At 73.1% G+C, this 21,660-nt stretch carries 24 protein-coding genes; 19 read left to right on the top strand and 5 right to left on the bottom strand.

Annotated elements, in window-relative coordinates; all coding sequences use genetic code 11:
• The first annotated feature begins 63 nt into the window (after positions 1-63).
• From uvrC to ACA361_RS31890, 9 genes are all read left to right on the top strand, one after another.
• Positions 64-2,130: an excinuclease ABC subunit UvrC gene (gene uvrC, locus ACA361_RS31930; RefSeq protein ID WP_375018185.1), complete on the top strand. Its 2,067-nt coding sequence runs from the start codon at positions 64-66 to the stop codon at positions 2,128-2,130.
• Positions 2,131-2,174: 44 nt separating this feature from the next.
• Entirely contained in the window at positions 2,175-3,008 is an 834-nt protein-coding gene (rapZ, locus tag ACA361_RS31925; RefSeq protein ID WP_375018277.1) for an RNase adapter RapZ, read from the top strand.
• Between the two features lie 66 nt (positions 3,009-3,074).
• Positions 3,075-4,043: a uridine diphosphate-N-acetylglucosamine-binding protein YvcK gene (gene yvcK, locus ACA361_RS31920; RefSeq protein ID WP_375018183.1), complete on the top strand. Its 969-nt coding sequence runs from the start codon at positions 3,075-3,077 to the stop codon at positions 4,041-4,043.
• Positions 4,044-4,103: 60 nt separating this feature from the next.
• A complete protein-coding gene (gene whiA / locus ACA361_RS31915) occupies positions 4,104-5,084 on the top strand; it encodes a DNA-binding protein WhiA (RefSeq protein WP_366623402.1) in 981 nt (326 codons plus the stop codon).
• A gap of 254 nt (positions 5,085-5,338) precedes the next feature.
• Positions 5,339-6,343, top strand: a complete 1,005-nt coding sequence (gene gap / locus ACA361_RS31910; RefSeq protein WP_375018180.1) for a type I glyceraldehyde-3-phosphate dehydrogenase — start codon at positions 5,339-5,341, stop codon at positions 6,341-6,343.
• 96 nt (positions 6,344-6,439) lie between these two features.
• A complete protein-coding gene (locus tag ACA361_RS31905) occupies positions 6,440-7,627 on the top strand; it encodes a phosphoglycerate kinase (protein WP_375018178.1) in 1,188 nt (395 codons plus the stop codon).
• 3 nt (positions 7,628-7,630) lie between these two features.
• Entirely contained in the window at positions 7,631-8,446 is an 816-nt protein-coding gene (gene tpiA / locus ACA361_RS31900; protein ID WP_375018176.1) for a triose-phosphate isomerase, read from the top strand.
• A gap of 222 nt (positions 8,447-8,668) precedes the next feature.
• Positions 8,669-8,914, top strand: a complete 246-nt coding sequence (gene secG, locus ACA361_RS31895) for a preprotein translocase subunit SecG (RefSeq protein ID WP_375018174.1) — start codon at positions 8,669-8,671, stop codon at positions 8,912-8,914.
• An 83-nt stretch (positions 8,915-8,997) separates the two neighbouring features.
• Positions 8,998-9,372 carry an RNA polymerase-binding protein RbpA gene (locus ACA361_RS31890; protein WP_197012671.1) on the top strand — a complete coding sequence of 125 codons (375 nt, stop codon included), beginning with the start codon at positions 8,998-9,000 and terminating at the stop codon, positions 9,370-9,372.
• 12 nt (positions 9,373-9,384) lie between these two features.
• Here the strand turns inward: ACA361_RS31890 and ACA361_RS31885 are convergent, their stop codons facing one another.
• Positions 9,385-10,713 carry an acyltransferase family protein gene (locus ACA361_RS31885; RefSeq protein ID WP_375018172.1) on the bottom strand — a complete coding sequence of 443 codons (1,329 nt, stop codon included), beginning with the start codon at positions 10,711-10,713 and terminating at the stop codon, positions 9,385-9,387.
• Positions 10,714-10,861: 148 nt separating this feature from the next.
• On the opposite strand from ACA361_RS31885, the gene ACA361_RS31880 reads away from it, so the two are divergent.
• From ACA361_RS31880 to glyA, 3 genes are all read left to right on the top strand, one after another.
• Positions 10,862-11,362 (top strand): Lrp/AsnC family transcriptional regulator, encoded by a 501-nt coding sequence (locus ACA361_RS31880; RefSeq protein ID WP_375018170.1) that lies wholly within the window; start codon positions 10,862-10,864, stop codon positions 11,360-11,362.
• A 109-nt stretch (positions 11,363-11,471) separates the two neighbouring features.
• Positions 11,472-12,443, top strand: coding sequence for a DMT family transporter (locus ACA361_RS31875; RefSeq protein ID WP_375018168.1), 972 nt, complete (start codon positions 11,472-11,474; stop codon positions 12,441-12,443).
• 88 nt (positions 12,444-12,531) lie between these two features.
• Positions 12,532-13,812 (top strand): serine hydroxymethyltransferase, encoded by a 1,281-nt coding sequence (glyA, locus tag ACA361_RS31870; RefSeq protein WP_375018166.1) that lies wholly within the window; start codon positions 12,532-12,534, stop codon positions 13,810-13,812.
• 4 nt (positions 13,813-13,816) lie between these two features.
• On the opposite strand, the gene ACA361_RS31865 is transcribed toward glyA, so the two are convergent.
• Positions 13,817-14,602, bottom strand: a complete 786-nt coding sequence (locus ACA361_RS31865; RefSeq protein ID WP_375018164.1) for a class I SAM-dependent methyltransferase — start codon at positions 14,600-14,602, stop codon at positions 13,817-13,819.
• Positions 14,603-14,672: 70 nt separating this feature from the next.
• Between ACA361_RS31865 and ACA361_RS31860 the strand changes: the two genes are divergently transcribed.
• Together ACA361_RS31860 and ACA361_RS31855 are read left to right on the top strand one after the other, a co-directional pair.
• A complete protein-coding gene (locus ACA361_RS31860) occupies positions 14,673-15,293 on the top strand; it encodes a carboxymuconolactone decarboxylase family protein (RefSeq protein ID WP_375018163.1) in 621 nt (206 codons plus the stop codon).
• 76 nt (positions 15,294-15,369) lie between these two features.
• Entirely contained in the window at positions 15,370-16,785 is a 1,416-nt protein-coding gene (locus ACA361_RS31855) for an NAD(P)/FAD-dependent oxidoreductase (protein ID WP_375018161.1), read from the top strand.
• Here the strand turns inward: ACA361_RS31855 and ACA361_RS31850 are convergent.
• The gene (locus tag ACA361_RS31850) at positions 16,782-17,540 is read right to left on the bottom strand and encodes an isocitrate lyase/phosphoenolpyruvate mutase family protein (protein WP_375018159.1); all 759 of its coding nucleotides are present in this window, start codon (positions 17,538-17,540) and stop codon (positions 16,782-16,784) included. The genes ACA361_RS31855 and ACA361_RS31850 overlap by 4 nt on opposite strands.
• A 163-nt stretch (positions 17,541-17,703) precedes the next feature.
• Between ACA361_RS31850 and ACA361_RS31845 the strand changes: the two genes are divergently transcribed.
• Complete coding sequence (locus tag ACA361_RS31845) at positions 17,704-18,750, top strand: amidohydrolase family protein (protein WP_375018157.1); 1,047 nt, start codon at positions 17,704-17,706, stop codon at positions 18,748-18,750.
• Here the strand turns inward: ACA361_RS31845 and ACA361_RS31840 are convergent.
• Positions 18,740-19,141: an ATP-binding protein gene (locus ACA361_RS31840; protein WP_375018155.1), complete on the bottom strand. Its 402-nt coding sequence runs from the start codon at positions 19,139-19,141 to the stop codon at positions 18,740-18,742. The two genes, ACA361_RS31845 and ACA361_RS31840, sit on opposite strands and share 11 nt — an antisense overlap.
• Positions 19,138-19,395, bottom strand: a complete 258-nt coding sequence (locus ACA361_RS31835) for a hypothetical protein (RefSeq protein WP_366623372.1) — start codon at positions 19,393-19,395, stop codon at positions 19,138-19,140. The genes ACA361_RS31840 and ACA361_RS31835 overlap by 4 nt, the downstream gene beginning before the upstream one ends.
• Here ACA361_RS31835 and ACA361_RS31830 point away from each other — a divergent pair.
• From ACA361_RS31830 to ACA361_RS31815, 4 genes are all read left to right on the top strand, one after another.
• Entirely contained in the window at positions 19,386-20,423 is a 1,038-nt protein-coding gene (locus tag ACA361_RS31830) for a helix-turn-helix domain-containing protein (RefSeq protein ID WP_375018153.1), read from the top strand. The genes ACA361_RS31835 and ACA361_RS31830 overlap by 10 nt on opposite strands.
• Entirely contained in the window at positions 20,420-20,650 is a 231-nt protein-coding gene (locus ACA361_RS31825) for a DUF397 domain-containing protein (RefSeq protein WP_375018151.1), read from the top strand. The genes ACA361_RS31830 and ACA361_RS31825 overlap by 4 nt, the downstream gene beginning before the upstream one ends.
• Before the next feature lie 19 nt (positions 20,651-20,669).
• Positions 20,670-20,885, top strand: coding sequence for a DUF397 domain-containing protein (locus ACA361_RS31820; RefSeq protein ID WP_375018149.1), 216 nt, complete (start codon positions 20,670-20,672; stop codon positions 20,883-20,885).
• Positions 20,886-21,042: 157 nt separating this feature from the next.
• Positions 21,043-21,654: a hypothetical protein gene (locus tag ACA361_RS31815; RefSeq protein ID WP_375018147.1), complete on the top strand. Its 612-nt coding sequence runs from the start codon at positions 21,043-21,045 to the stop codon at positions 21,652-21,654.
• Positions 21,655-21,660: the final 6 nt, after the last annotated feature.

Below are 21,660 nucleotides of genomic sequence, written 5' to 3'. Positions count from 1 at the left end.
CCGATGATCTGCGCCCGGAACGAGATCTCCGTCACCGGTGCCGGACCTCCCGGAAGGGCCCGGATGTCGGCCCCGGCTACTAGGCTTTCCGGCGTGGCTGACCCGGCGAACTACCGACCCGCCCCGGGGTCCATTCCGGACTCGCCGGGCGTTTACCGCTTCCGCGACGAGCACGGCCGGGTCGTGTACGTCGGCAAGGCCAAGAGCCTGCGCTCCCGGCTCGGCTCCTACTTCGCCGACTTCGCCGGCCTGCACCCGCGCACCCAGACGATGCTGCGGACGGCCGCCGGGGTCGACTGGACCGTCGTCGGCACCGAGGTGGAGGCGCTCCAGCTCGAATACTCCTGGATCAAGGAGTTCGACCCGCGGTTCAACGTCCGCTACCGCGACGACAAGTCCTATCCGTACCTGGCCGTCACCCTCGACGAGGACTACCCGAGGGTGATGGTGATGCGCGGCGCCAAGCGCAGGGGAGTGCGGTACTTCGGCCCCTACTCGCACGCCTGGGCGATCCGCGAGACGGTCGACCAGCTGCTGCGGGTCTTCCCCGTGCGCACCTGCCGCCCGGGGGTCTTCAAGCGGCAGCGCCAGCTCGACCGGCCGTGCCTGCTCGGCTACATCGGCAAGTGCTCGGCGCCCTGCGTGGGCCGGGTGACGCCCGAGGAGCACCGGCTGCTGGCCGAGGACTTCTGCGACTTCATGGCGGGCAACACCGGCCGCTTCATCAAGCGGATCGAACGCGACATGCGCGAGGCCGCCGCCGTCCAGGAGTACGAGCGGGCCGCCCGGCTGCGCGACGACATCCGGGCGCTGGAGCGGGCGCTGGAGAAGCAGACCGTGGTGCTGCCCGACAGCACCGACTGCGACATGATCGCCTTCGCCGAGGACGAGCTGGAGGCGGCCGTCCAGGTGTTCTACGTGCGCGGCGGCCGGATCCGCGGCCAGCGCGGCTGGGTCGTCGACAAGGTCGAGGCGGTCACCACCTCCGACCTGGTCGAGACGTTCCTCCTGCAGATCTACGGCGACAGCGAGTCGGTGCCGCGCGAGGTGCTCGTCCCGGCCCTGCCGCCCGACGAGGCGGCGATGAGCGAGGTGCTGTCCGACCAGCGCGGCGGCCCGGTCCGGCTGCGGGTGCCGCAGCGCGGCGACAAGAAGGCGCTGCTCGACACCGTCGCCCGCAACGCGATGGAGGCGCTCAAGCAGCACAAGACGCGCCGCGCCAGCGACCTGACCACCCGCAGCCGGGCGCTCCAGGAGCTCCAGGACGCCCTGGAGCTGCCCGAGGCGCCGCTGCGGATCGAGTGCTACGACGTCTCCAACCTCCAGGGCTCCAACGTGGTGGCGTCCATGGTGGTGTTCGAGGACGGGCTGGCCCGCAAGAGCGAGTACCGCCGGTTCTCGATCAAGGCGGTGGAGGGGCAGGACGACGTCCGCTCCATCCACGAGGTGATCACCCGCCGGTTCCGCCGCTACCTGGCCGAGAGCGAGAAGTTCGGCGAGCTGGACGCGATCGGCGACGACCCCGGGGAGCGCGCCGAGAACCCGCAGGACGCCGCCGCCCACCAGCCCATCGACCCCGAGACGGGCAAGCCGCGCAAGTTCGCGTACCCGCCCAACCTGGTGATCGTCGACGGCGGCCCGCCGCAGGTCGCCGCCGCGCGGCGGGCGCTGGAGGAGCTGGGCATCGACGACATCGCGGTCTGCGGCATCGCCAAGCGGCTGGAGGAGCTCTGGCTGCCCGCCGACCCCGACCCGGTGATCCTGCCGCGCAACAGCGAGGGCATGTTCCTGGTCCAGCGGGTCCGCGACGAGGCGCACCGGTTCGCGATCAACTTCCACCGGCAGCGGCGGTCCAAGGCCATGACGGTGAGCGAGCTGGACGACGTGCCGGGGCTGGGGCCGGCCCGCCGGTCGGCCCTGCTGAAACATTTCGGGTCGGTGAAGCGGTTGAAAGAGGCGACGCCCGAGCAGATCGCCGAGGTCCCCGGCATCGGCCTGCGCAGCGCCGAGCAGATCGCCGCGGCCCTGCACGGCGGATCGGGCGCAGGTGCGGCCGCGCCGGCCGGCCCTGCCGGGGGCAGCGCGGGCGGCGCGGGTAGCGAAGGCAATGACCGGGGGGAGCCGAGTTGACCACCACCGATACTCAGATACCGGACATCGTGATCGTCACGGGCATGTCCGGCGCGGGCCGCAGCACCGCCGCCAAGTCGCTGGAGGACCTCGACTGGTTCGTGGTCGACAACCTCCCGCCCGGCCTGCTGGCCACGATGGCCGACCTGGGCGGCCGGGTGAAGGACGCGGTGCCGCGGATCGCCGTGGTGGTCGACGTGCGCAGCCGCGCGTTCACCGAGGACCTGCACTCCTCGATCGCCGAGCTGGAGGCCCGCGGCGTCCACCCCCGGGTGGTGTTCCTGGAGGCGTCCGACGCCGACCTGGTGCGCCGCTTCGAGAGCGTCCGGCGGCCGCACCCGCTGCAGGGCGACGGGCGGCTGGTCGACGGCATCGCCCGCGAGCGCGAGCTCGTCCGCGAGGTCCGCGCCGAGGCTGACCTGGTCCTGGACACCAGCGGCCTCAACGTGCACGAGCTGCGCGCCAAGATCGTCGGCTACTTCGGCAACGACACCGGCGAGTCCTCGCTGCGCGCCACCGTGGTCTCGTTCGGCTACAAGTACGGCCTGCCGGTGGACGCCGACCTGGTCGTCGACTGCCGCTTCCTGCCCAACCCGCACTGGGTCCCCGAGCTGCGCCCCAAGACCGGCCGCGACGCCGCCGTCCGCGACTACGTGCTCGGGCAGCGCGGCGCCAAGGAGTTCCTGGACGCCTACACCGAGGTCCTGCGGCTGCTCACCGAGGGGTACGAGCGCGAGGGCAAGCACTACGTGACCCTCGCCGTGGGATGCACCGGAGGCAAACACCGTAGTGTGGCCATGGCGGAGCAGATCGCCGCCCGGCTGAGGGACGAGGGCATCGAGGTGCAGGCGTCCCACCGAGACCTCGGCCGTGAGTGAGCCCTCCGGGCAGGTCCCGGACGACGAGAAGAACGGTATGCGGCAGAACGGCACGGGGGTGGCGGGGTGAGCCGGTCCGGTGCCGGGCCCGCGGTGGTGGCCCTGGGCGGCGGGCACGGCCTGTACGCCTCGCTCTCGGCGCTGCGGCGGGTCACCGACCGGCTCAGCGCGGTGGTGACCGTCGCCGACGACGGCGGCTCCAGCGGCCGGCTGCGCCGCGAGCTGGGCGTGCTGCCGCCCGGCGACCTGCGGATGGCGCTGGCCGCGCTGTGCGGCGACGACGAGTGGGGCCAGACCTGGCGCGACGTCGTCCAGCACCGCTTCCGCAGCCAGGGCGACCTGCACGACCACGCGGTCGGCAACCTGCTGATCGTCGCGCTGTGGGAGCTGCTGGGCGAGGGCACCGCCGCCTCGACGGTGGCCGGGCTCGACTGGGTCGGCCGGCTGCTGGGCGCGGGCGGCCGGGTGCTGCCGATGGCCTCGGTCCCGCTGGACATCGTCGCCGAGGTGCGCGGCGCCGATCCGGCCAGGCCCGACGACGTCACCCGCGTCAAGGGGCAGGTCGCCTGCGCCAAGACGCCCGGGACGGTGCTGAGCGTCTCGCTCGTCCCGTCCGACCCGCCCGCCTGCCCGGAGGCCCTGGAGGCCGTCGACGCCGCCGACTGGGTGGTGTTCGGCCCCGGCTCCTGGTTCACCAGCGTGCTGCCGCACCTCCAGGTGCCCGAGCTGGCCCGCGCGCTCACCGCGACCCGCGCGCGGCGGCTGGTCGCGCTCAACCTGGCGCCGCAGCCGGGGGAGACCGACGACTTCTCGCCGCAGACGCATCTGGAGGTCCTGCAGGCGCATGCGCCCGACCTGCGCGTGGACGTGGTGCTCGCCGACCGGGGGGTGGTCGACGATCCCGTCGCGCTGGACAAGGCGGTACAGGACCTGGGCGGCCGGCTGGAACTGGCCGACGTGGCCGCCGACGACGGCTCCCCGCGTCATGATCCCGCCCGGCTGGCCCAAGCCTTCGTGAAGATTTTCCGTGAGTGACGTCCGGCGCGGCCGACATCGGCCACACTGCTGGAAGTTCCTAGGGGGAGGGTGTCGAGCATGGCGATGACCGGTGTGGTGAAGGACGAGCTGAGCAGGCTGTCGGTGATGAAGCCCTGCTGCCGCAAGGCGGAGGTGTCGACGCTGCTGCGGTTCGCGGGGGGCCTCCACCTGGTCAGCGGGCGGATCGTGATCGAGGCGGAGATCGACACCGGCTCGGCCGCGCGGCGCCTGCGCAAGGACGTCGCCGAGGTCTTCGGCCACACCTCCGACGTGGTGGTGCTCGCGCCCAGCGGGCTGCGCAAGGGCAACCGCTACGTCGTCCGGGTCTTCCGCGAGGGGGAGTCGCTGGCCCGGCAGACCGGCCTGATCGACAACAACGGCCGGCCCGTCCGCGGGCTGCCCCGGCACGTGGTCGCGGGGGCGGCCTGCGACGCCGAGTCGGCCTGGCGCGGGGCGTTCCTGGCGCACGGCTCGCTGACCGAGCCGGGCCGGTCGATGTCGCTGGAGGTGACCTGCCCCGGCCCGGAGGCCGCGCTGGCGCTGGTCGGCGCCGCCCGCCGGCTCAAGATCCACGCCAAGGCCCGGGAGGTGCGCGGCGTCGACCGGGTCGTGGTCCGCGACGGCGACGCGATCAGCGCGCTGCTGACCCGGCTCGGCGCGCACGACAGCGTGCTGGCCTGGGAGGAGCGCCGGATGCGCCGCGAGGTGCGGGCCACCGCCAACCGCCTCGCCAACTTCGACGACGCCAACCTGCGCCGCTCCGCCCGCGCCGCCGTGGCCGCCGGCGCCCGGGTCGCCCGGGCCCTGGAGATCCTCGGCGACGACGCCCCCGAGCACCTGGTCAGCGCCGGCCGGCTGCGCCTGGAGCACAAGCAGGCGTCCCTGGAGGAGCTCGGCCAGCTCGCCGACCCGCCGCTGACCAAGGACGCCATCGCGGGCCGCATCCGCCGCCTGCTGGCGATGGCCGACAAGCGCGCCCAGGACCAGGGCGTCCCCGGCACCGAGGCCAACCTCACCGCCGACATGCTCGCCCCCTGACCCGGCCCGCCCCCCGCGCCCCCGCACGCACGGAGACACCCCCCGGCGCGGGCCGGTCCTGAGCGGAAGGACGGGCGCCGGTCTCACCCGGACGGGGGAAGCCGGGACCACCCTCCGGTTCCCCTCCGCCCATGTCGGGCACCGGGCCGGGCATTCGATAGGGTCGGGCCTGGGGCCTGCGGCCTCACCGATCCAGGTAACTGCGGCCCGGGTGATCGCCGGGTGAGAGTCGACGTATGAGGAGAGCCGTTCCCGTGACCATCCGAGTAGGCATCAACGGTTTCGGCCGGATCGGCCGCAACTTCTTCCGCGCCGTGAAGGCCTCCGGAGCCGACATCGAGATCGTGGCGGTCAACGACCTGACCGACAACGCCACGCTCGCCACCCTGCTCAAGTACGACAGCATCCTCGGCCGCCTCGGCGAGGACGTCCACGCCACCGCGGACGAGATCGTCGTCGGCGGCAAGTCGATCAAGGCGTTCGAGGAGCGCGACCCCGCCAACCTCAAGTGGGGCGACCTCGGCGTCGACATCGTCGTGGAGTCCACCGGCTTCTTCACCGACGCCACCAAGGCCAAGGTGCACGCCGACAACGGCGCCAAGAAGGTCATCATCTCGGCCCCGGCCAAGAACGAGGACCTCACCATCGTGCTCGGCGCCAACGAGGACAAGTACGACCCGGCGAAGCACACGGTGATCTCCAACGCCTCCTGCACCACCAACTGCCTGGCGCCGCTGGCCAAGGTCCTGCACGACAACTTCGTCGTCGAGAAGGGCCTGATGACGACGATCCACGCGTACACCCAGGACCAGAACCTCCAGGACGCCCCGCACAAGGACCTGCGCCGCGCCCGCGCCGCCGCGCTGAACGTGGTGCCGACCTCCACCGGCGCCGCCAAGGCCATCGGCCTGGTGCTGCCGGAGCTGAACGGCAAGCTGGACGGCTACGCGCTGCGCGTCCCGGTGCCGACCGGCTCGGCCACCGACCTGACCGCGACCGTGTCCCGCGACGTCACCGTCGAGGAGGTCAACGCCGCGTTCAAGAAGGCCGCCGAGGGCGAGCTCAAGGGCTACCTCACCTACACCGAGGACCCGATCGTCTCCTCCGACATCGTCACCGACCCGGCCTCCTGCATCTTCGACTCCGGGCTGACCAAGGTCATCGGCGACCAGGTGAAGGTCGTCGGCTGGTACGACAACGAGTGGGGCTACTCCAACCGCCTCGTCGACCTGGTGAAGCTCGTCGGCTCGTCGCTCTGATCCCAGCTGATCCGCTCGTGCCCGCCGTGGCGGCGCCGCCCTTCCCAGGGCCGCGCGGCCACGGCGGGCCCGTATCCGGAAGGACACCGCATTCCGATGCGCACCATTGACGATCTGGACGTGGCCGGGAGGCGCGTCCTGGTCCGCGCGGATCTGAACGTGCCGCTGGAGGACGGCCGGATCACCGACGACGGCCGGATCCGGGCCAGCGTCCCGACGATCCAGAGGCTGCGCGACAAGGGCGCCCGCGTCATCGTCTGCGCCCACCTCGGCCGCCCCAAGGGCGAGGTCAGGCCCGAGTTCTCGCTGGCCCCCGTGGCCGCGCGGCTGGGTGAGCTGCTGGGCGCCGAGGTGGCGTTCGCGGCCGACGTGGTGGGCGAGTCCGCCCGCGCCGCCGCCGAGGGCCTGACCGACGGGCAGGTCGCGCTGCTGGAGAACCTGCGCTTCGAGGCCGGGGAGACCAGCAAGGACGACGCCGAGCGCGGCGCGTTCGCCGACCGGCTCGCCGCCCTGGCCGAGGCGTACGTCGGCGACGGGTTCGGCGCCGTCCACCGCAGGCACGCCAGCGTGTACGACGTGCCGAAGCGGCTGCCGCACGCGGCCGGGGGGCTGATCGCCGCCGAGGTCGAGGTCCTGAAGAGGCTGACCGAGGACGTCGCGCGTCCGTACGCCGTCGTCCTGGGCGGCTCCAAGGTCTCCGACAAGCTCGGCGTGATCGACAACCTGCTCGGCAAGGCCGACCGCATCCTGATCGGCGGCGGCATGGTCTTCACCTTCCTCAAGGCCCAGGGCCACGAGGTCGGCGGGAGCCTGCTGGAGGAGGACCAGCTCGGCACCGTGCGCGAGTACCTGCGCCGGGCCGAGGAGTCGGGCGTGGAGTTCGTGCTGCCGGTCGACATCGTCGCCGCGACCGCGTTCGCCGCCGACGCCGAGCACTCGGTGGTCGCCGCCGACGCCATCCCGGCCGACCGGATGGGCCTGGACATCGGCCCCGAGTCCGGCAAGCTGTTCGCCTCCCGCCTGGCGGGCGCCGGCACCGTCTTCTGGAACGGCCCCATGGGCGTGTTCGAGATGGAGCCGTACTCCCACGGCACCCGCGCGGTCGCGCAGGGCCTCCTCGACTCCGGCGCGTTCACCGTCGTCGGCGGCGGCGACTCGGCCGCGGCGGTCCGCACGCTCGGCTTCGACGAGAACGGCTTCTCCCACATCTCCACCGGCGGCGGCGCCAGCCTCGAGTACCTCGAGGGCAAGGCGCTGCCCGGCCTGCAGGCTCTGGAGGACTGACGCATGGCCCCGAAGAACCCCGCTTCCCAGCCCGCCGGCCGCAGGCCGCTGATGGCCGGCAACTGGAAGATGAACAACAACCACTTCGAGACGATCAAGCTGGTCCAGCAGCTGGCGTTCGGGCTCAAGGACGCCGACTTCGACGCCGTCGACATCGCCGTGCTGCCGCCGTTCACCAACCTGCGGACGGTCGAGTCGCTGGTGGAGGCCGACAAGCTGCGGATCACCTACGGCTCGCAGGACATCTCCCCGCACGTCTCCGGCGCCTACACCGGCGAGATCTCCGGGGCGATGCTGGCCAAGCTGCGGTGCAAGTACGCGACGGTCGGGCACTCCGAGCGCCGCCAGTACCACAACGAGGACGACGCGCTGGTCAACGCCAAGGCCAAGGCCGCCCTGGCGAACGAGATCACGCCGATCGTCTGCGTGGGCGAGGGGCTGGAGGTCCGCAAGGCCGGCCGCCACGTCGAGCACACGCTGGCCCAGGTCGAGGGCGCCCTGGAGAAGATCCCGGCCGACCAGGCCCGCACCGTGGTGATCGCGTACGAGCCGGTCTGGGCGATCGGCACCGGCGAGGTGGCCACCCCGCAGGACGCGCAGGAGGTGTGCGCCGCGATCCGGGGCAGGCTCGCCGAGCTGTACGACGGCGAGGTCGCCGCCGACGTGCGTATCCTGTACGGAGGTTCGGTCAAGGGCGGCAACGTCGCCGGGATCATGGCGCAGGCCGATGTGGACGGCGCCCTGGTCGGCGGCGCCAGCCTGGACCCGGGCGAGTTCATCAAGATCTGCCGGTACCGGGACCTGCCGGTCACGGTCTGACCGGGCCCGGGACCGGCCGTCATGGCCGGTCCCGGCATGGTCGGTTCTGATCAATTCGGTTGCGGTACGGGGATTCTTGCCGAACCAGCGGGAAGTTCGTCGTACCCTTCCGTACTGACGGGCCGATCGCCCGGCATACCGCGTCCGTGAACCTGAATACAGCGTTCCCTTGAAGAACAAGCGCCCCGCCTCGGCGGGGTCGGCCGGAAGAGGCACTCAACAGTGGCAATCATCGCAACGTCCGCCGTGCTCCTGCTCACCAGCGTGCTGATGGTGGTCCTCGTCCTCGCGCACAAGGGCAAGGGCGGCGGGCTGTCGGACATGTTCGGCGGCGGCGTCACCTCGTCGCTGGGCGGCTCCTCGGTGGTCGAGCGCAACCTGGACCGCCTGACGGTCGCCACGGGGATCATCTGGTTCGCCTCGATCATCGTCCTCGGGCTGCTGTTCAAGAGCAAGGGCGTCGGCTGAACGGGCCGTACAGGCAGAGATGAGAAAGGGCCCCCGCCGCGCGGTCAGGGCGGTGCGGGGCGCACACGAGCGAGGAGTAATCCGTGGGTAGTGGCAACGCGATTCGGGGCAGCCGTGTCGGGGCCGGTCCGATGGGAGAGGCCGAGCGGGGCGACGCCGCCCCCCGGGTCTGGGTGACGTTCTACTGTGCCAACCGGCACGAGACCCGCCCCAGCTTCGCGACCGACGTCGCCGTCCCCGACACGTGGGACTGCCCCCGCTGCGGGTTCCCGGCGGGCCAGGACTCGGACAACCCCCCGGCCCCGCCGAAGACCGAGCCGTACAAGACGCACCTGGCGTACGTGAAGGAGCGGCGCAGCGACGAGGACGGCGAGGCCATCCTCGAGGAGGCGCTGGCCAAGCTCCGCCAGAAGCGCGCCGCGGTCAAGGCCGCCATGGAGTCCGCCGGCCGCGTCTGACGGCCTCCGGCTCTAGCGTGTGGCGTGCACGGCCCGGTTCCCCGAGTGGGGACCGGGCTCGATGCGTTCCAGGGGCTCCCGCGGCGGCGCGGCGCGGCGGGCCAGGCGGCGTCCGTAGCGGTGCAGGGGCGCCTCGACCGCGCGGTACGTCAGCTCGCTGATCACCAGCACCAGGATCAGGTAGGGGACCAGCAGCCAGGGCGCGTCCCGGTCGGGGCGGCCGATGGTGAGGTCGAGGCCCATCAGCAGCACCGGGTGGATCAGGTACACCGAGTAGCTGATCACGCCGAGCCGGGCCAGCGGGCGCGGTACGGCGCGGTGCCGCAGCGCCATGCCGGCGGCGAACACCAGCGCGGTCACCAGGATCGTGATCACCCAGGACCGCTTGAGGATCTCCTCGCTCTGGCCGGGCGCCCAGACCCGCAGGTGCCACAGCCCGCCCGCGATCGCGGCGACGAGGACGGCCCCGGCGGCGACGGCGGCGGCGCGGACCCGGATCTGGCGCCGTTCGGCGCGGTGGATCGCGGTGCCGGCGAACATCACCCCGAGCAGCATCAGGCCCTCCCAGGGCTCGACGCGGCCGTTGAGGAGCACCAGCGCCGCCGCGAGCGCCCCGCCCAGCAGCGCCCCGGCACGGCTCACGGCGGTCCGCGCGGAGCAGGCGGCCCAGATCGCCGCCACCATGATCGCGAAGGCGGCGACCGCGACCGGGGCGACGCCGTAGCGGGCCGACAGCGCCGCGCTGGGCAGCAGCAGCGCCAGGCTCAGCGACGCCAGCGCGAGGACGGCCGCGACGGTGGCCGAGTGGCGGTTCGCCCGCCCGGCCGCGAACAGCGCCACCACCAGCAGGTAGAACGCCATCTCGTACGACAGCGTCCACAGGACGTTCAGGGCGCTCGGGACGGCGAGGAGGTCCTGCATCATCGTCAGGTGCGCCAGCGCGGCGCCCAGCGGGTCGAAGTCGGTTCCGAGGCCCTGCCGGAGCGGGGTGAGGCCGGCGAGCGCGACCAGCAGGGTCACGGCGAGCACGGCCAGCAGCAGCGGGTAGATGCGGAACAGCCGGCCGATCCAGAACCGCCGCAGCGATCCGCTCCGCTCCAGCGAGGCGGGGATGATGTAGCCGCTGACCAGGAAGAAGACCAGGACGCCTGCGTGCCCGGGATCGACCCAGCGCAGGATCTCGTGCCGGAACTGCGGCAGGTAGTGGTAGCAGCCGTGGTGCACGGCGACGACGAGCGCCGCGATGCCCCGCAGCCCGTCCAGCCATCCCAGCCGGATGGGCGCCGCGCCCGCGGCCTGTGCCGCGGCAGGGGCGTCTGGGGCGGGATGTCCGGTTTGCATGGCACGCCGACAGTAGTCGACGCGATCTGTCAAATCCGTGCGAACGGGACGGATGACACCTGATCTTCAGCAAACTGTCAGCCTGGCCGCCCGCGGCGGTACGGGCGCGCTCCGGCGGCCGGGGCCGAACGCCGCATAAAATTCGGAGATGAGCTCGATGGACGCGGTGGATCAGGCGATCCTGCGCCGGCTGCAGCGCGACGGTCGGCAGACGAACCGGGAACTGGCCGACGCGGTGGGCATCGCGCCCTCGACGGCCCTGGAGCGCACCCGGGCGCTGCGCGCCCGCGGCGTGATCACGGGTTTCCACGCCGGGGTGGACCTGGAGGCGCTGGGCCGCGGCGTGCAGGCGCTGATCTCGATCCGGATCCGGCCGCAGTCGCGGGAGGCCATCGAGTCGACCCGCGACCACATGGCCGCGATGCCCGAGACGCTGGGCGTGTTCGTGGTGACGGGCGCCGAGGACATCCTGGTGCACGTGGCGGTGCCCAGCACCCAGTACCTGCGGGACTTCGTCCTCGACCGGCTGGCGCGGCGCAAGGAGTTCGTGGACGTGCGGACGACGGTGGTGTACGACTACGTGCAGCCCGCCGAGCAGTCCGAACTTCCCACGCCGGAACGCCGGGATCGTCGAAGCCCGTACGGCTGAGCGGCGGCTCGCGGCCTTCTCGCCGTACAACAGCCGGGCTCCGCCGCCCGAACCGAACGAATTACGGATTCTGAACGCCCGCTCCGCACTTTTGCCTAGCGTTGCGGGCATGGACCAACGAAACGGCTTCTCCGGCGTCCTGCTCGTCCTGGCCGCCGGCGTCCTCTGGGGGACGGTCGGGCCGGCGCAGGTGCTGGCGGACTCTCCGGCCCCGCCGGTCACGCTCGGCGCCGCGCGCATCCTGTCGGGCGGGCTGCTGCTGGCGGCGCTCGTCCTCGCGACGGCGCCGCGGGCGTTCCGCGGGCTCGGCGGGCCGGCCCGCCTGCCATTGCTCGCGGCCGCCGCGGCGACGGGGACGTTCCAGGCCGCGTTCCTGACGGCGGTCGACCGTACCGGCGCCGCCGTGGCCACCGCGATCGTCTTCGGCCTGGTGCCGGTCTCCACCGGCGTCTGCGAGCGCCTGGTCCTGCGCACCCGGCTGAGCCGCCGCTGGGCGGCCGGCACGGCCTGCGCGGTCGGCGGCTGCGCGCTGCTGATGGTGCCCGGCCTCACCGGCGCGCTCGATCCGCTCGGGCTCGCGCTCGCCCTGGTCGGCGGGTGCTGCTTCGGCGTCTACACCGTGTCGGCCAAGATCCTGGGCGAGCGCGGGGTGAACATGGCGGCCGCCGTCGCGGTGACGCTGCTGGCCGGCGGCGCGCTGCTGCTTCCCTGGGCGCTGCACGGGGCGGCCGAGCTGGCCGGCGGCCGCTCCCTCGCCCTGGTGGCCTGGCTGGGCCCGGCCACGACGGCGGTCGCGTACATGTGCTTCGTGATCGGGCTGCGGCGGGTCACCGCCGCCACCGCGGGCACGCTCAGCCTGGCGGAGCCGCTGGTCGCGGCCGTCCTGGCCCTGGCCGTGCTGGGGGAGCGGCTGTCGGCGGCCACCACCGCCGGGTGCCTCCTCCTGCTGGGCGGCCTCGTCCTGGTGTCCGTACCGGGCCGGGTCCGCCCGTTCCGCCGGCCCCGGCGAAGCGCGCGGGTATGCTTGCCGGACGCGACTGGCGCAGTCAAGGTGGAGACGACCACCGGGGAGCGAAGCTAGTCCGCACACCGCGCGCCTGGGTGTACGGGCCCCTCAGCGGGGGGTCCGCGCGCACAGGACCGCCGGCGCGACCAGTGCGGAGGCCGCCATGCACCAGCCGTCCCTCTCCCACCTGCGCGAGCAGGACCCCGATCTGGCGGGGCTCGTCGAGGCCGAGGCCCGGCGCCAGTTCGAGAAGCTCCGGCTCATCGCCTCGGAGAACTACGTCTCGCCCGCCGTGCTGGAGGCCACCGGCTCGGTGCTGACCAACAAGTACTCCGAGGGGTACGCGGGCCGCCGCTACTACGAGGGCCAGCAGCTCGTCGACCCGGTCGAGCTGCTGGCGATCGAGCGGGCCAAGGAGCTGTTCGGCACCGAGCACGCCAACGTCCAGCCGTACTCGGGCTCGCCCGCCAACCTCGCCGTCTACATGGCGTTCCTCGACCCGGGCGACAAGGTGATGGGCCTGTCGCTGCCGATGGGCGGCCACCTCACGCACGGCTGGCCGGTGTCGGCGACCGGGAAGTGGTTCAGCCCCGTCCGGTACGACGTGCGCGCCGACACCGGCCGGGTCGACATGGACCAGGTCCGGGACCTGGCGCTCAAGGAGCGGCCCAGGCTGATCTGGTGCGGCGGCACCGCGATCCCGCGCACGATCGACTTCCCCGCGTTCGCCGAGATCGCCCGCGAGACCGGCGCCGTGCTCGCCGCGGACATCGCGCACATCGCGGGCCTGATCGCCGGCGGCGCGCACCCGTCCCCGGTCGGCCACGCCGACGTGATCTCCACGACCACGCACAAGACGCTCCGCGGCCCGCGCGGCGCCATGGTCATGGCGACCGCCGAGCACGCCGCCGCGGTCGACAAGGCCGTCTTCCCCGGCCTCCAGGGCGGCCCGCACAACCACACCACCGCCGCCATCGCGGTCGCGCTGCGGGAGGCGGCGCGGCCGGAGTTCGCCGACTACGCGCACCGGATCGTCGCCAACGCCAAGGCGCTGGCCGCCGCCCTGGTGGAGCGCGGCTTCGACCTGATCTCGGGCGGCACCGACAACCACCTGATCCTCATCGACCTGACGGGCAAGGGCGTTCCGGGCAAGCCCGCGGCCAAGGCGCTCGACGCGGCCGGGATCGAGCTCAACCACAACGCGGTGCCGTTCGATCCGCGCAAGCCGTTCGACCCCTCGGGACTGCGGATCGGCACCGCGGCGATCACCACCCGCGGGCTCACCCCGGACCTGATGCCGCAGGTGGCCGCGTGGATCGACGACGTCGTCCAGGCCGCCGCGCGGGGCGAGGACGAGCAGGGCGGGGAGCGGGAACGGGTCGCGGGGGAGATCCGCGAGCTGCTGGCCGCCCACCCGATGCCCGGCTGGGCCCCGGCGCCGTGACCGGTCAGCGGGCCCGGCGGAACACCGTGATCATGCGCCATGCCTCGGGGTCGGTCACCGCCACCTCGCCGAAGTCCCCGTACCGGGCGACCGGCTCCAGTGCCCCCGACAGGCGCACGGCCGCGTCCACCTCGGTCGCGCTCCAGAACCGGTAGGGCACCACGTCCCGCAGCACCCGGGCGGGCCCTTCGCCCTCCTCGATGACCATCGTAACGTGGTCGTCGGAGACCTGGGTGACCGGGTCGAGCAGGTCGGTGGGCTCGCCCCAGCGGACGGTGGCGCGCGCGTCGGCGCGCTCCACCGTCCACCCGCCGCTCACGCTGGGCTCGGCGCCGAGCCGGTCGCGCGGGTGCGCCATCTCCACGATGTAGAGGCCGTCGCCGTCGAGGTGCTCGGCGGCGCGGTCCAGGTGGGCGGTGAACGCGTCCAGCGTCATCAGGTGGGAGGTCGAGTCGAGCATCGTCACGACCAGGTCGAACCGGCGGCCGAGCGCGAAGTCGGTCATGTCCTCCTGGACGACCTCCAGCTCCACCCCGGCGGCCGCGGCGCGCTCCGCCGCGTACGCGCACATCGCCGGATGGATGTCGAGCGCGGTCGCGGCCACGCCCCGCCGGGCGAACTCGACGGCGTGCTCGGCCGGACCGGCGGCCAGCTCCAGGACGCGGCGGACCGGGCCGGGGGAGCGGCGGTGCCGCGCGCACCAGCCGAGCAGCGCGTCCACCTCGGGCGGCACCGCACGGAACGAGCACGCCAGCTGGTAGGCCCAGGGATCGTCGTAGATGCCGGTCACCCGCACATCCTGCCACCCTGTCCCCGGCGATGCTTGAGCGCTGCGCGGCCGAGGCCGTAGCGTGCCAGGCATGATCGACCCTGCGAGCCGGACTCCCGGCGACGACCGGCTGCCCCTGCTGAAGCCCGAGGTCCTGGGCGAGGAGCAGCGGGAGGTGTACCAGGCGATCACCGGCGGCCCGCGCCGCGACGGCCCGTCCCCGCTGCGCTACATGGACGAGGAGGGGCGGTTGCTCGGCCCGTTCAACGCGATGCTCTACAGCCCGGCCGTCGGGCTGCCGCTCCAGGAGCTGGGCGCCGCGCTGCGGTTCCGCACGGCGTTCACCAAGCGCGAGCGCGAGATCGCGATCCTCGTGGTGGCGGCGCACCGGCGCTCGGACTTCGAGTGGTACGCGCACGAGCGGATCGGCCGCCGCGCCGGCCTCACCGACGAGGAGCTGGCGGCGCTGCGCGGCGGGCGCGCCCCGCTACTGGGCGACGCGCGGGAGCGGGTGGTGTACGAGGCGGCGCGGCAGCTGATGGACGACGGCGACCTCGCCGACCCCGTCTACACCGAGGCAGTCGCGACGCTCGGCCGTCCCGCCGTGGTCGAGCTGGTCACCCTGGTCGGCTACTACGCAGCGGTGGCCCTCCAGCTGCGGGTGTTCCGGGTGGCGGTGCCGGAGGGGGAGGACGCGCCCGCCTGGGAGTGAACGCGGCCGGGAGCGAACCCGGCCGGGAGTGCACAAGTCCATCGTCGCGTCCCGCGCTTTGCAGCAGGATGAGGCCATGGATGTCCCCAGTGTCCCCCTCGCTCCCGATTTCGACGCTGGCGGGACGCCGTACTGGTCGCGGGCGCTCGGCGACGCGCCGCCCGGCGAGCGGCTCCCCGGCCCGATGACGGCCGACGTGTGCGTCGTCGGCGCCGGCTGCACCGGCCTCTGGACGGCCTACTATCTCAAGCGCGCCGATCCCGGCCTGCGCGTCGTCGTCCTGGAGCGGGGCACACCTGGCCACGGCGCTTCCGGAGCCGGCGGCGGCCGCCTGTCGGGGGAGTCGCCCGCCGCGTGCGCGCGGCTGGCCCGGCGGCACGGCCGGTTCGCCGTGATCGCCTTACAGCGCGCGCTGTTCGAGACCGTCGACGAGATCGTCCGGGTGGCCGTCGACGAGGGCGTGGAGGCGGACCTGCTCAAGAGCGGGCTGCTGTACGTCGCGCGCAACCCCGCGCAGCTCGCCCGCCTGGAGACCCACGTACGCCTGAGCCGCACGTGGGGCTGGGCCGAGCGCGACCTGCACCTCGACACCCTCGACCGGGTGAACGTCGCGGGCGCGGCCGGCGCCGCGTGGAGCCCGCACGGCGCGCGCGTCCAGCCCGCCGCCCTGGTCAGGGGGCTGGCGCGGGCCGCCGCCGGCCTGGGCGTGGAGATCTACGAGCACACTCCCGTGCTGCGGATCCGCCCACGTTCCAGCGTCTCGCCCGCCGCGGCCGCCACCCCGCACGGGACGGTCGCCGCCGAGTACGTCATCCGCGCCACCGAGGGCTTCACCGCCGCCCTGGAGGGCCACCACCGGGACTGGCTCCCGATGACCACCTCCATGATCGTCACCACTCCGCTGCCGGCCGGGTCCTGGGCGGAGATCGGCTGGGAGGGCGCCGAGCTGCTCGCCGACCTGGCGCACGCCGGCGTCCGGCTCCAGCGCACCGCCGACGGCCGCGTCGCCGTCGGGGGCCGCGGCCGCCCGTACCGCTACGGGTCGCGGGTGGCGGACTCGGGACGTACCGATCCCGGCGCCGTGGCGGCGCTCTGGCGCGCGCTCGTCGCGATGTTCCCGGCCGCGTCCGCCGCGTCGGTCGCCGGCGCCTGGTCGGGGCTGCTCGGCGTGCCCCGCGACCGCTGCCCGTCGGTCACCCTGGACCACCGCACCGGCCTCGGGCACGCGGGCGGCTTCGCCCTCAGCGGGCTGACGGCGTCCAACCTCGCCGCCCGCACCCTCCGCGACCTGCTCCTCGAACACGACACCCCGCTCACCGCGCTGCCGTGGGTGCACTGGCGCAACCGCCGCTGGGAACCCGAGCCGCTGCGCTGGCTCGGCATCCAGGCCGGTTACGCCCTCTACCGCGCGGCCGACGCCCACGAGCGCTCGTCCGCCTCCCCGAAGACCTCGCCCCTCGCCCGCCTCGCCGCCGTCCTGACCCGCCGCTAGGACGTCTCCGCCACCAGCCGCTGGACGTCGGCGTAGGACGGCACGCCCGCCGGGGCGGCCTGCTCCAGAGCCGTCGTGACGGCCGCGCGCAGCGCCGCGCGGAAGAGGAGCGAGCCGTAGCTGACGCGCCTGACGCCCCATCCGGCCAGCTCGTCCACGGCCGTCCTTCCCGGGAGGAACAGGACGTTCAGCGGCAGGGGAGTCGCCGCCACGACGCCGCGCACGTCCCGTTCCGCCGCGATCCCCGGGACGAAGATCCCGTCGGCGCCGGCGGCCGTGTAGGCGCGCACCCGGTCCAGCGCCTCCGCCTCGTGCCCGGGCAGCCAGTGCGCGTCGGTACGGGCGTTCACGAACAGGTCCGGGGCCGCCGCCTTGACCGCCTCGACCAGGGCGGCGTGCTCCTTCACCGGCCGGAGGGAGCCGTCGGCGCGGCCGTCCTCGATGTTGATCCCGGCGACGCCGTACGAGGCCAGCTCCCCGGCCAGCGCGGCGACCTCCCCGGGACGGTCGGAGAAGCCGCCCTCGACGTCGACCGTGACCGGGACCGGCAGCCGCACCAGGGCGCGCGCCAGGCGCACGGTCTCGTCCCGGGTGGCGTTCTCGCCGTCGGGCCGGCCCGCCGCCGCGGCGACTCCAAGGCTGGTCGTCCCGATCGCCGGGAACCCCGCCTCGGCCAGCGCCGCGCCGCTGGCGAAATCCCAGGCGTTCGGCAGGAGCAGCGGGCGGTCCCCAAGGTGCAGGTCGCGAAAGGTCATGTCCCGACGCTACGCCGGGGACGTTTCGACGCCGGCCGAAGGACGCGCGCCGCGGAACGCCGAACGGTGGGGTAGGCGCCACCTCGCAATAGGGGGCAGGCTGGATTGTCTCACTTGAGACTATCTTGCAAAACTCCTAATCAGCCGACCCTGAGGAGTCCCCATGCGGATCAGCCGCCGTACCGCCCTCCGCGCGGGCGCCCTGGCCACCGCCGGCGCCGCCGCCGGTGCCGCCGCGCCCGCCGCCGCCCACGGCCCCGGCCGGATCGACACCCACCACCACGCCCTGCCGCCGGACATGCGCCGGTGGGCGATCGAGCACGGCCTGCTCCCGCCGCGCGGCGGCCCCCGCTGGGGCCGCTGGGACCTGGGGGAGACCCTCGACGCGATGGACGCCAACCGCATCGCCCTCGGCGTCGCCTCGGCCCCCGCCCCGTCCTTCGTCTTCAAGGACAGGGCCCTCGCCGCCTCCGGCGCCCGCACGTTCAACGAGTCCCTCGCCGGCCTGGTCAGGGACCACCCCCGCCGCTTCGGCTTCTTCGCGTACCTGCCGCTCCTCCACGTCGACGTGGCGCTGGAGGAGGCCGCGTACGCCCTGGACGAGCTGGGCGCCGACGGCGTCCTCATGATGAACACCGCCGGCGGCCGCTACCTGGGCCACAGGGCCTTCGACCCGCTGTTCGCCGAACTGGACCGCCGCCGCGCCGTCGTCATGACCCACCCCGACGCGCTCCCCGAAGACCCCGAACCGCTCCCCGGCATCGAGAACTCCGTCGCCGACTTCATGCTCGACACCACCCGCTGCGCCCTCGACCTGATCCGCTCCGGGACCCTGGACCGCCACCCCCGCGTGTCGATCATCCTGTCCCACGGCGGCGGCTTCCTCCCGTACATCGGAGGCCGCGCCGAACGCGCCGGCCGGATGGGCGAGGGCCCCTCCCCGGACGCCTTCCGCCGCGCCCTCCGCCGCTTCCACTACGACACCGCCCTGCCCCTGTCGCCGTACGCCTCGCCCACCCTGCTGAAGGCCGCCGGAGCGGACCGCGTCCTGTACGGCACGGACTGGCCCCAGGTGAACGCCTCCGAGGTCGCCATCGCCCGCCGCGCCTTCGACCGCGACCCCGCCCTCACCCCGCCGGCCCGCGCCGCGATCAACCGCCACAACGCGCTCCGCCTCCTCCCCACCGTCGCCGCCCGCCTCACCCGCTGACGAACCCGGCCCACACGACGGTCCGTACACCCTCGGCGCGGTACCCCCAGCGCAGGGCGAGCGCGTCCACGATCCGCAGCCCCCGCCCCGACTCGCCGCCCGCCTCGCCCCGCACCGCCGGCCGCGCCCCGCCCGCCCCATCGTCCCCGACCTCGACCCGCAGAAGCCCGCCCCCGCCGTACACCCTGACGGTGACCTTCCCGCCGCGCCCGGAGGCGGTGTGGCGCACCGCGTTCCCGACCAGCTCGTCCACGACCAGCGCCATCTCGTACAGGACCTCGCCGTCCCGCCCGAGATGCTCCGGCACGAGCGTCTCCCGCAGGAACCTCCGGGCCTGCGCCGCGGACCGTTCCACCCCGGGCAGCGCCACCTCGCCCAGCAGCCCGCTCACGCCCGAGCCTCCGCCGCGATCCTGCGCGCCACCACGTCCAGCCGGTCGGCCTCCAGCTCGCCGCCCCGCCACACCAGCAGCCACCGCCCGTCCCGCTGCACCGCCAGGACGGCCTCCCGCCGCCCGTCCCGGCACGGCACGTACAGAACGGCCTCCGCGTAGTACGGGAACACCAGCACCGCCGACGCGAGCACCGCCCGCAACTCCCAGGCGAGCCGCACGAGCAGCCCGTACCGCGCCCCACATGCCCCCATCACCCACTCCTCCCGTTGAACTCACGGCAAGAATCCTTGCGGAGCGTGATCGAGACAATGCGCAGGAGGCGGCCGTCGAGTTCTGGTTCCCGGCATCTCGAAAACCTGAAATTCCACAGTTCACGGAAGCGATTGACGCGCGTACGGAGTGTAAGAAGGGTGAGGTCATGCCCCCTGACAATCGGAAGGCTTATCGCCGTCGGAAGATCGGTGAGGCGCTGCGGCGCTACCGCGAGGAGCGCGGCATGACCCAGGAGGTCGCCGGTCGGCTCCTGGATCGCTCGGCCTCGTCGCTCAGCGCGTTCGAGAACGGGTACCAGTCCATCCGTCCCCGTGATCTCGCGTACATCCTCGACGCGTACGGAGTGTCCGACCCGGACGAACGCGGACGGCTCCTCGCCCTTGTCGGCCAGGGGCGCCAGTACGGCTGGTGGCATGACTTCCGCCAGCGCCTGGAGCCCGGCGTCCTCGACTTCGCCTCCCTGGAGGCTGACGCGACCCGCATCCGATCCTTCGAGCCCCAACTCGTTCCCGGCCTGCTCCAGACCGAGGACTACGCCAGGAGCATCATCAGCGGCGCGGGGACCTCGCTTCCCAACATGCGGAACATCGAGACCGGCGTCGAGTTCCGCATGAGACGGCAGAGGCAGCTCGCGCAGGCGGGCCACCCGGAGATGGCGGTCGTCATCGGCGAGGGCGCGCTGCTTCAGTGCGTGGGCAGTCCGCAGACCATGCGCGCGCAGATGGAGAAGATCGCAGGGGCCGCTCGGCTCCCGCACTTCGACATCCGCGTCCTGCCGTACGCCGCCGGCGTCCATCCGGGCGTGGACGGCTCATTCGTGATCCTCGACCTCGGCCACGAGACGCAACTGCAGGTCGTCGCCCTGCACAGCCTGACGCGCAGCTGGTACGTCGAGGAACCGGACGAGATCGACCTCTACTGCCGCTCGTTCGATCGGCTCCAGGAGATGGCCCTGGACAAGGACCAGTCGAGGGAACTGCTCCACGGGATAGTGTCCCGTACATGACGGAACAACGAGCTTCCAGCCTTGACTGGCGCAAAAGTAGCCATAGCGGCACAGACGGAACCGACTGCGTAGAACTCGCGGCTCTGGACTCCGACCAGCTCGTCGCGGCCCGTGACTCCAAGGATCCGGTCGGCGGGACGCTCGCGTTCTCGCGTGGGGCATGGCACTCCTTCGTCGAGCAGATCAAGGCAGGCGCGTTCGACGCCTCTCGGATTCGCGGGCGCTGATCGAAAGGAGTGTCCGAGCATGAGCGAGCGGCATCTCTCCCACCTCTCGTGGCGCACCAGCAGCCACAGTGGAGGACAAGGCCAGCAGTGCGTGCAGATCGCGCCGCTGGACGCCGATCGCGGCATGGCCGCGCGTGACTCCAAGGATCCGGACGGCGGGACGCTCGCGTTCTCGCGCGGGGCGTGGGGTGTCCTCGTCGGGCGGATCAAGGCAGGGGTCCTCGACCTGCGCTGAACGGGTCGACCGCCTGATCACCTCCGGCCTCTGGGGGAGGTCCGCGTCCATCAGGACTGTCGGTGGGGACTCGTTGGATGGCGGGATGACCGCATTTGAGCTTGCAGCCCGGCTCCCGTCGATCGCGGCGGTCCGGAGGCTGAGCCGGTCCTTCGCCGTGCTGGACGCGATCTTGAGCGACGGCGGGGACGGTACCTACGGTTTCGATCGGCGTTGGGGTCCGGATGCGGAACTGGCCTCGATGGACAACGGCGGCGGGGACGAGTACTCGATCGTCTTCACCGCCGCCGGCGCGTTCGTCCGGGGCTTCGATCATGAATCGGTGATGAGCCCTTACGGCGACGAGAACTACCGCACCTGGCCGGGGCTGATCGAAGCGGTTCCCCGGGAGTTCGCGGAATGGGTGAGCGAACCGGCCTTCTGCGATGACGGCGGCGCGGGGCCGTTCCTGGCCGCCACCGTGTGCCTGTGGCGCCGCCATGACCAACCGGCCTGGCAGACGGGCGACATCGAGTTCCCCACCGGCCGCCGCGCCGGAGACGACCCGGACGGCGCGTCCTGGCTGTTCCATCTCCTCGCCGACGGCACCCCGGACGCCTACTGCGGATATGCCTCCGACTACTTCGGCCACCCTGTCGACCCGGCGGACGTGAGGCACGTCTTCGAGCACCGCCCGCTCGACCCGGAACTCGTCCGGCGCCTCAACCCCGACGCCAGCCTGGCCGGTCTGGCCGAACCCCTCGACATCATCGGCTTTCCCTCGCCCTAGGGACGG

Source organism: Actinomadura sp. 21ATH, from assembly GCF_041951345.1.
GTDB lineage: Bacteria > Actinomycetota > Actinomycetes > Streptosporangiales > Streptosporangiaceae > Spirillospora.
Note: the sequence above shows the minus strand (reverse complement) of the source record. Positions and strands in the feature narration are given on the sequence as shown.

Coding starts and splice junctions, on each gene's coding strand:
- ACA361_RS31875 (WP_375018168.1), top strand. CDS start 11,472: ATGGACCAACGAAACGGCTTCTCCGGCGTCCTGCTCGTCCTGGCCGCC.
- ACA361_RS31835 (WP_366623372.1), bottom strand. CDS start 19,395: ATGGGGGCATGTGGGGCGCGGTACGGGCTGCTCGTGCGGCTCGCCTGG.
- rapZ (WP_375018277.1), top strand. CDS start 2,175: ATGTCCGGCGCGGGCCGCAGCACCGCCGCCAAGTCGCTGGAGGACCTC.
- tpiA (WP_375018176.1), top strand. CDS start 7,631: ATGGCCCCGAAGAACCCCGCTTCCCAGCCCGCCGGCCGCAGGCCGCTG.
- ACA361_RS31860 (WP_375018163.1), top strand. CDS start 14,673: ATGATCGACCCTGCGAGCCGGACTCCCGGCGACGACCGGCTGCCCCTG.
- ACA361_RS31845 (WP_375018157.1), top strand. CDS start 17,704: ATGCGGATCAGCCGCCGTACCGCCCTCCGCGCGGGCGCCCTGGCCACC.
- ACA361_RS31880 (WP_375018170.1), top strand. CDS start 10,862: ATGAGCTCGATGGACGCGGTGGATCAGGCGATCCTGCGCCGGCTGCAG.
- glyA (WP_375018166.1), top strand. CDS start 12,532: ATGCACCAGCCGTCCCTCTCCCACCTGCGCGAGCAGGACCCCGATCTG.
- ACA361_RS31885 (WP_375018172.1), bottom strand. CDS start 10,713: ATGCAAACCGGACATCCCGCCCCAGACGCCCCTGCCGCGGCACAGGCC.
- ACA361_RS31905 (WP_375018178.1), top strand. CDS start 6,440: ATGCGCACCATTGACGATCTGGACGTGGCCGGGAGGCGCGTCCTGGTC.
- ACA361_RS31830 (WP_375018153.1), top strand. CDS start 19,386: ATGCCCCCATCACCCACTCCTCCCGTTGAACTCACGGCAAGAATCCTT.
- whiA (WP_366623402.1), top strand. CDS start 4,104: ATGGCGATGACCGGTGTGGTGAAGGACGAGCTGAGCAGGCTGTCGGTG.
- ACA361_RS31825 (WP_375018151.1), top strand. CDS start 20,420: ATGACGGAACAACGAGCTTCCAGCCTTGACTGGCGCAAAAGTAGCCAT.
- uvrC (WP_375018185.1), top strand. CDS start 64: ATGTCGGCCCCGGCTACTAGGCTTTCCGGCGTGGCTGACCCGGCGAAC.
- ACA361_RS31820 (WP_375018149.1), top strand. CDS start 20,670: ATGAGCGAGCGGCATCTCTCCCACCTCTCGTGGCGCACCAGCAGCCAC.
- ACA361_RS31850 (WP_375018159.1), bottom strand. CDS start 17,540: ATGACCTTTCGCGACCTGCACCTTGGGGACCGCCCGCTGCTCCTGCCG.
- ACA361_RS31855 (WP_375018161.1), top strand. CDS start 15,370: ATGGATGTCCCCAGTGTCCCCCTCGCTCCCGATTTCGACGCTGGCGGG.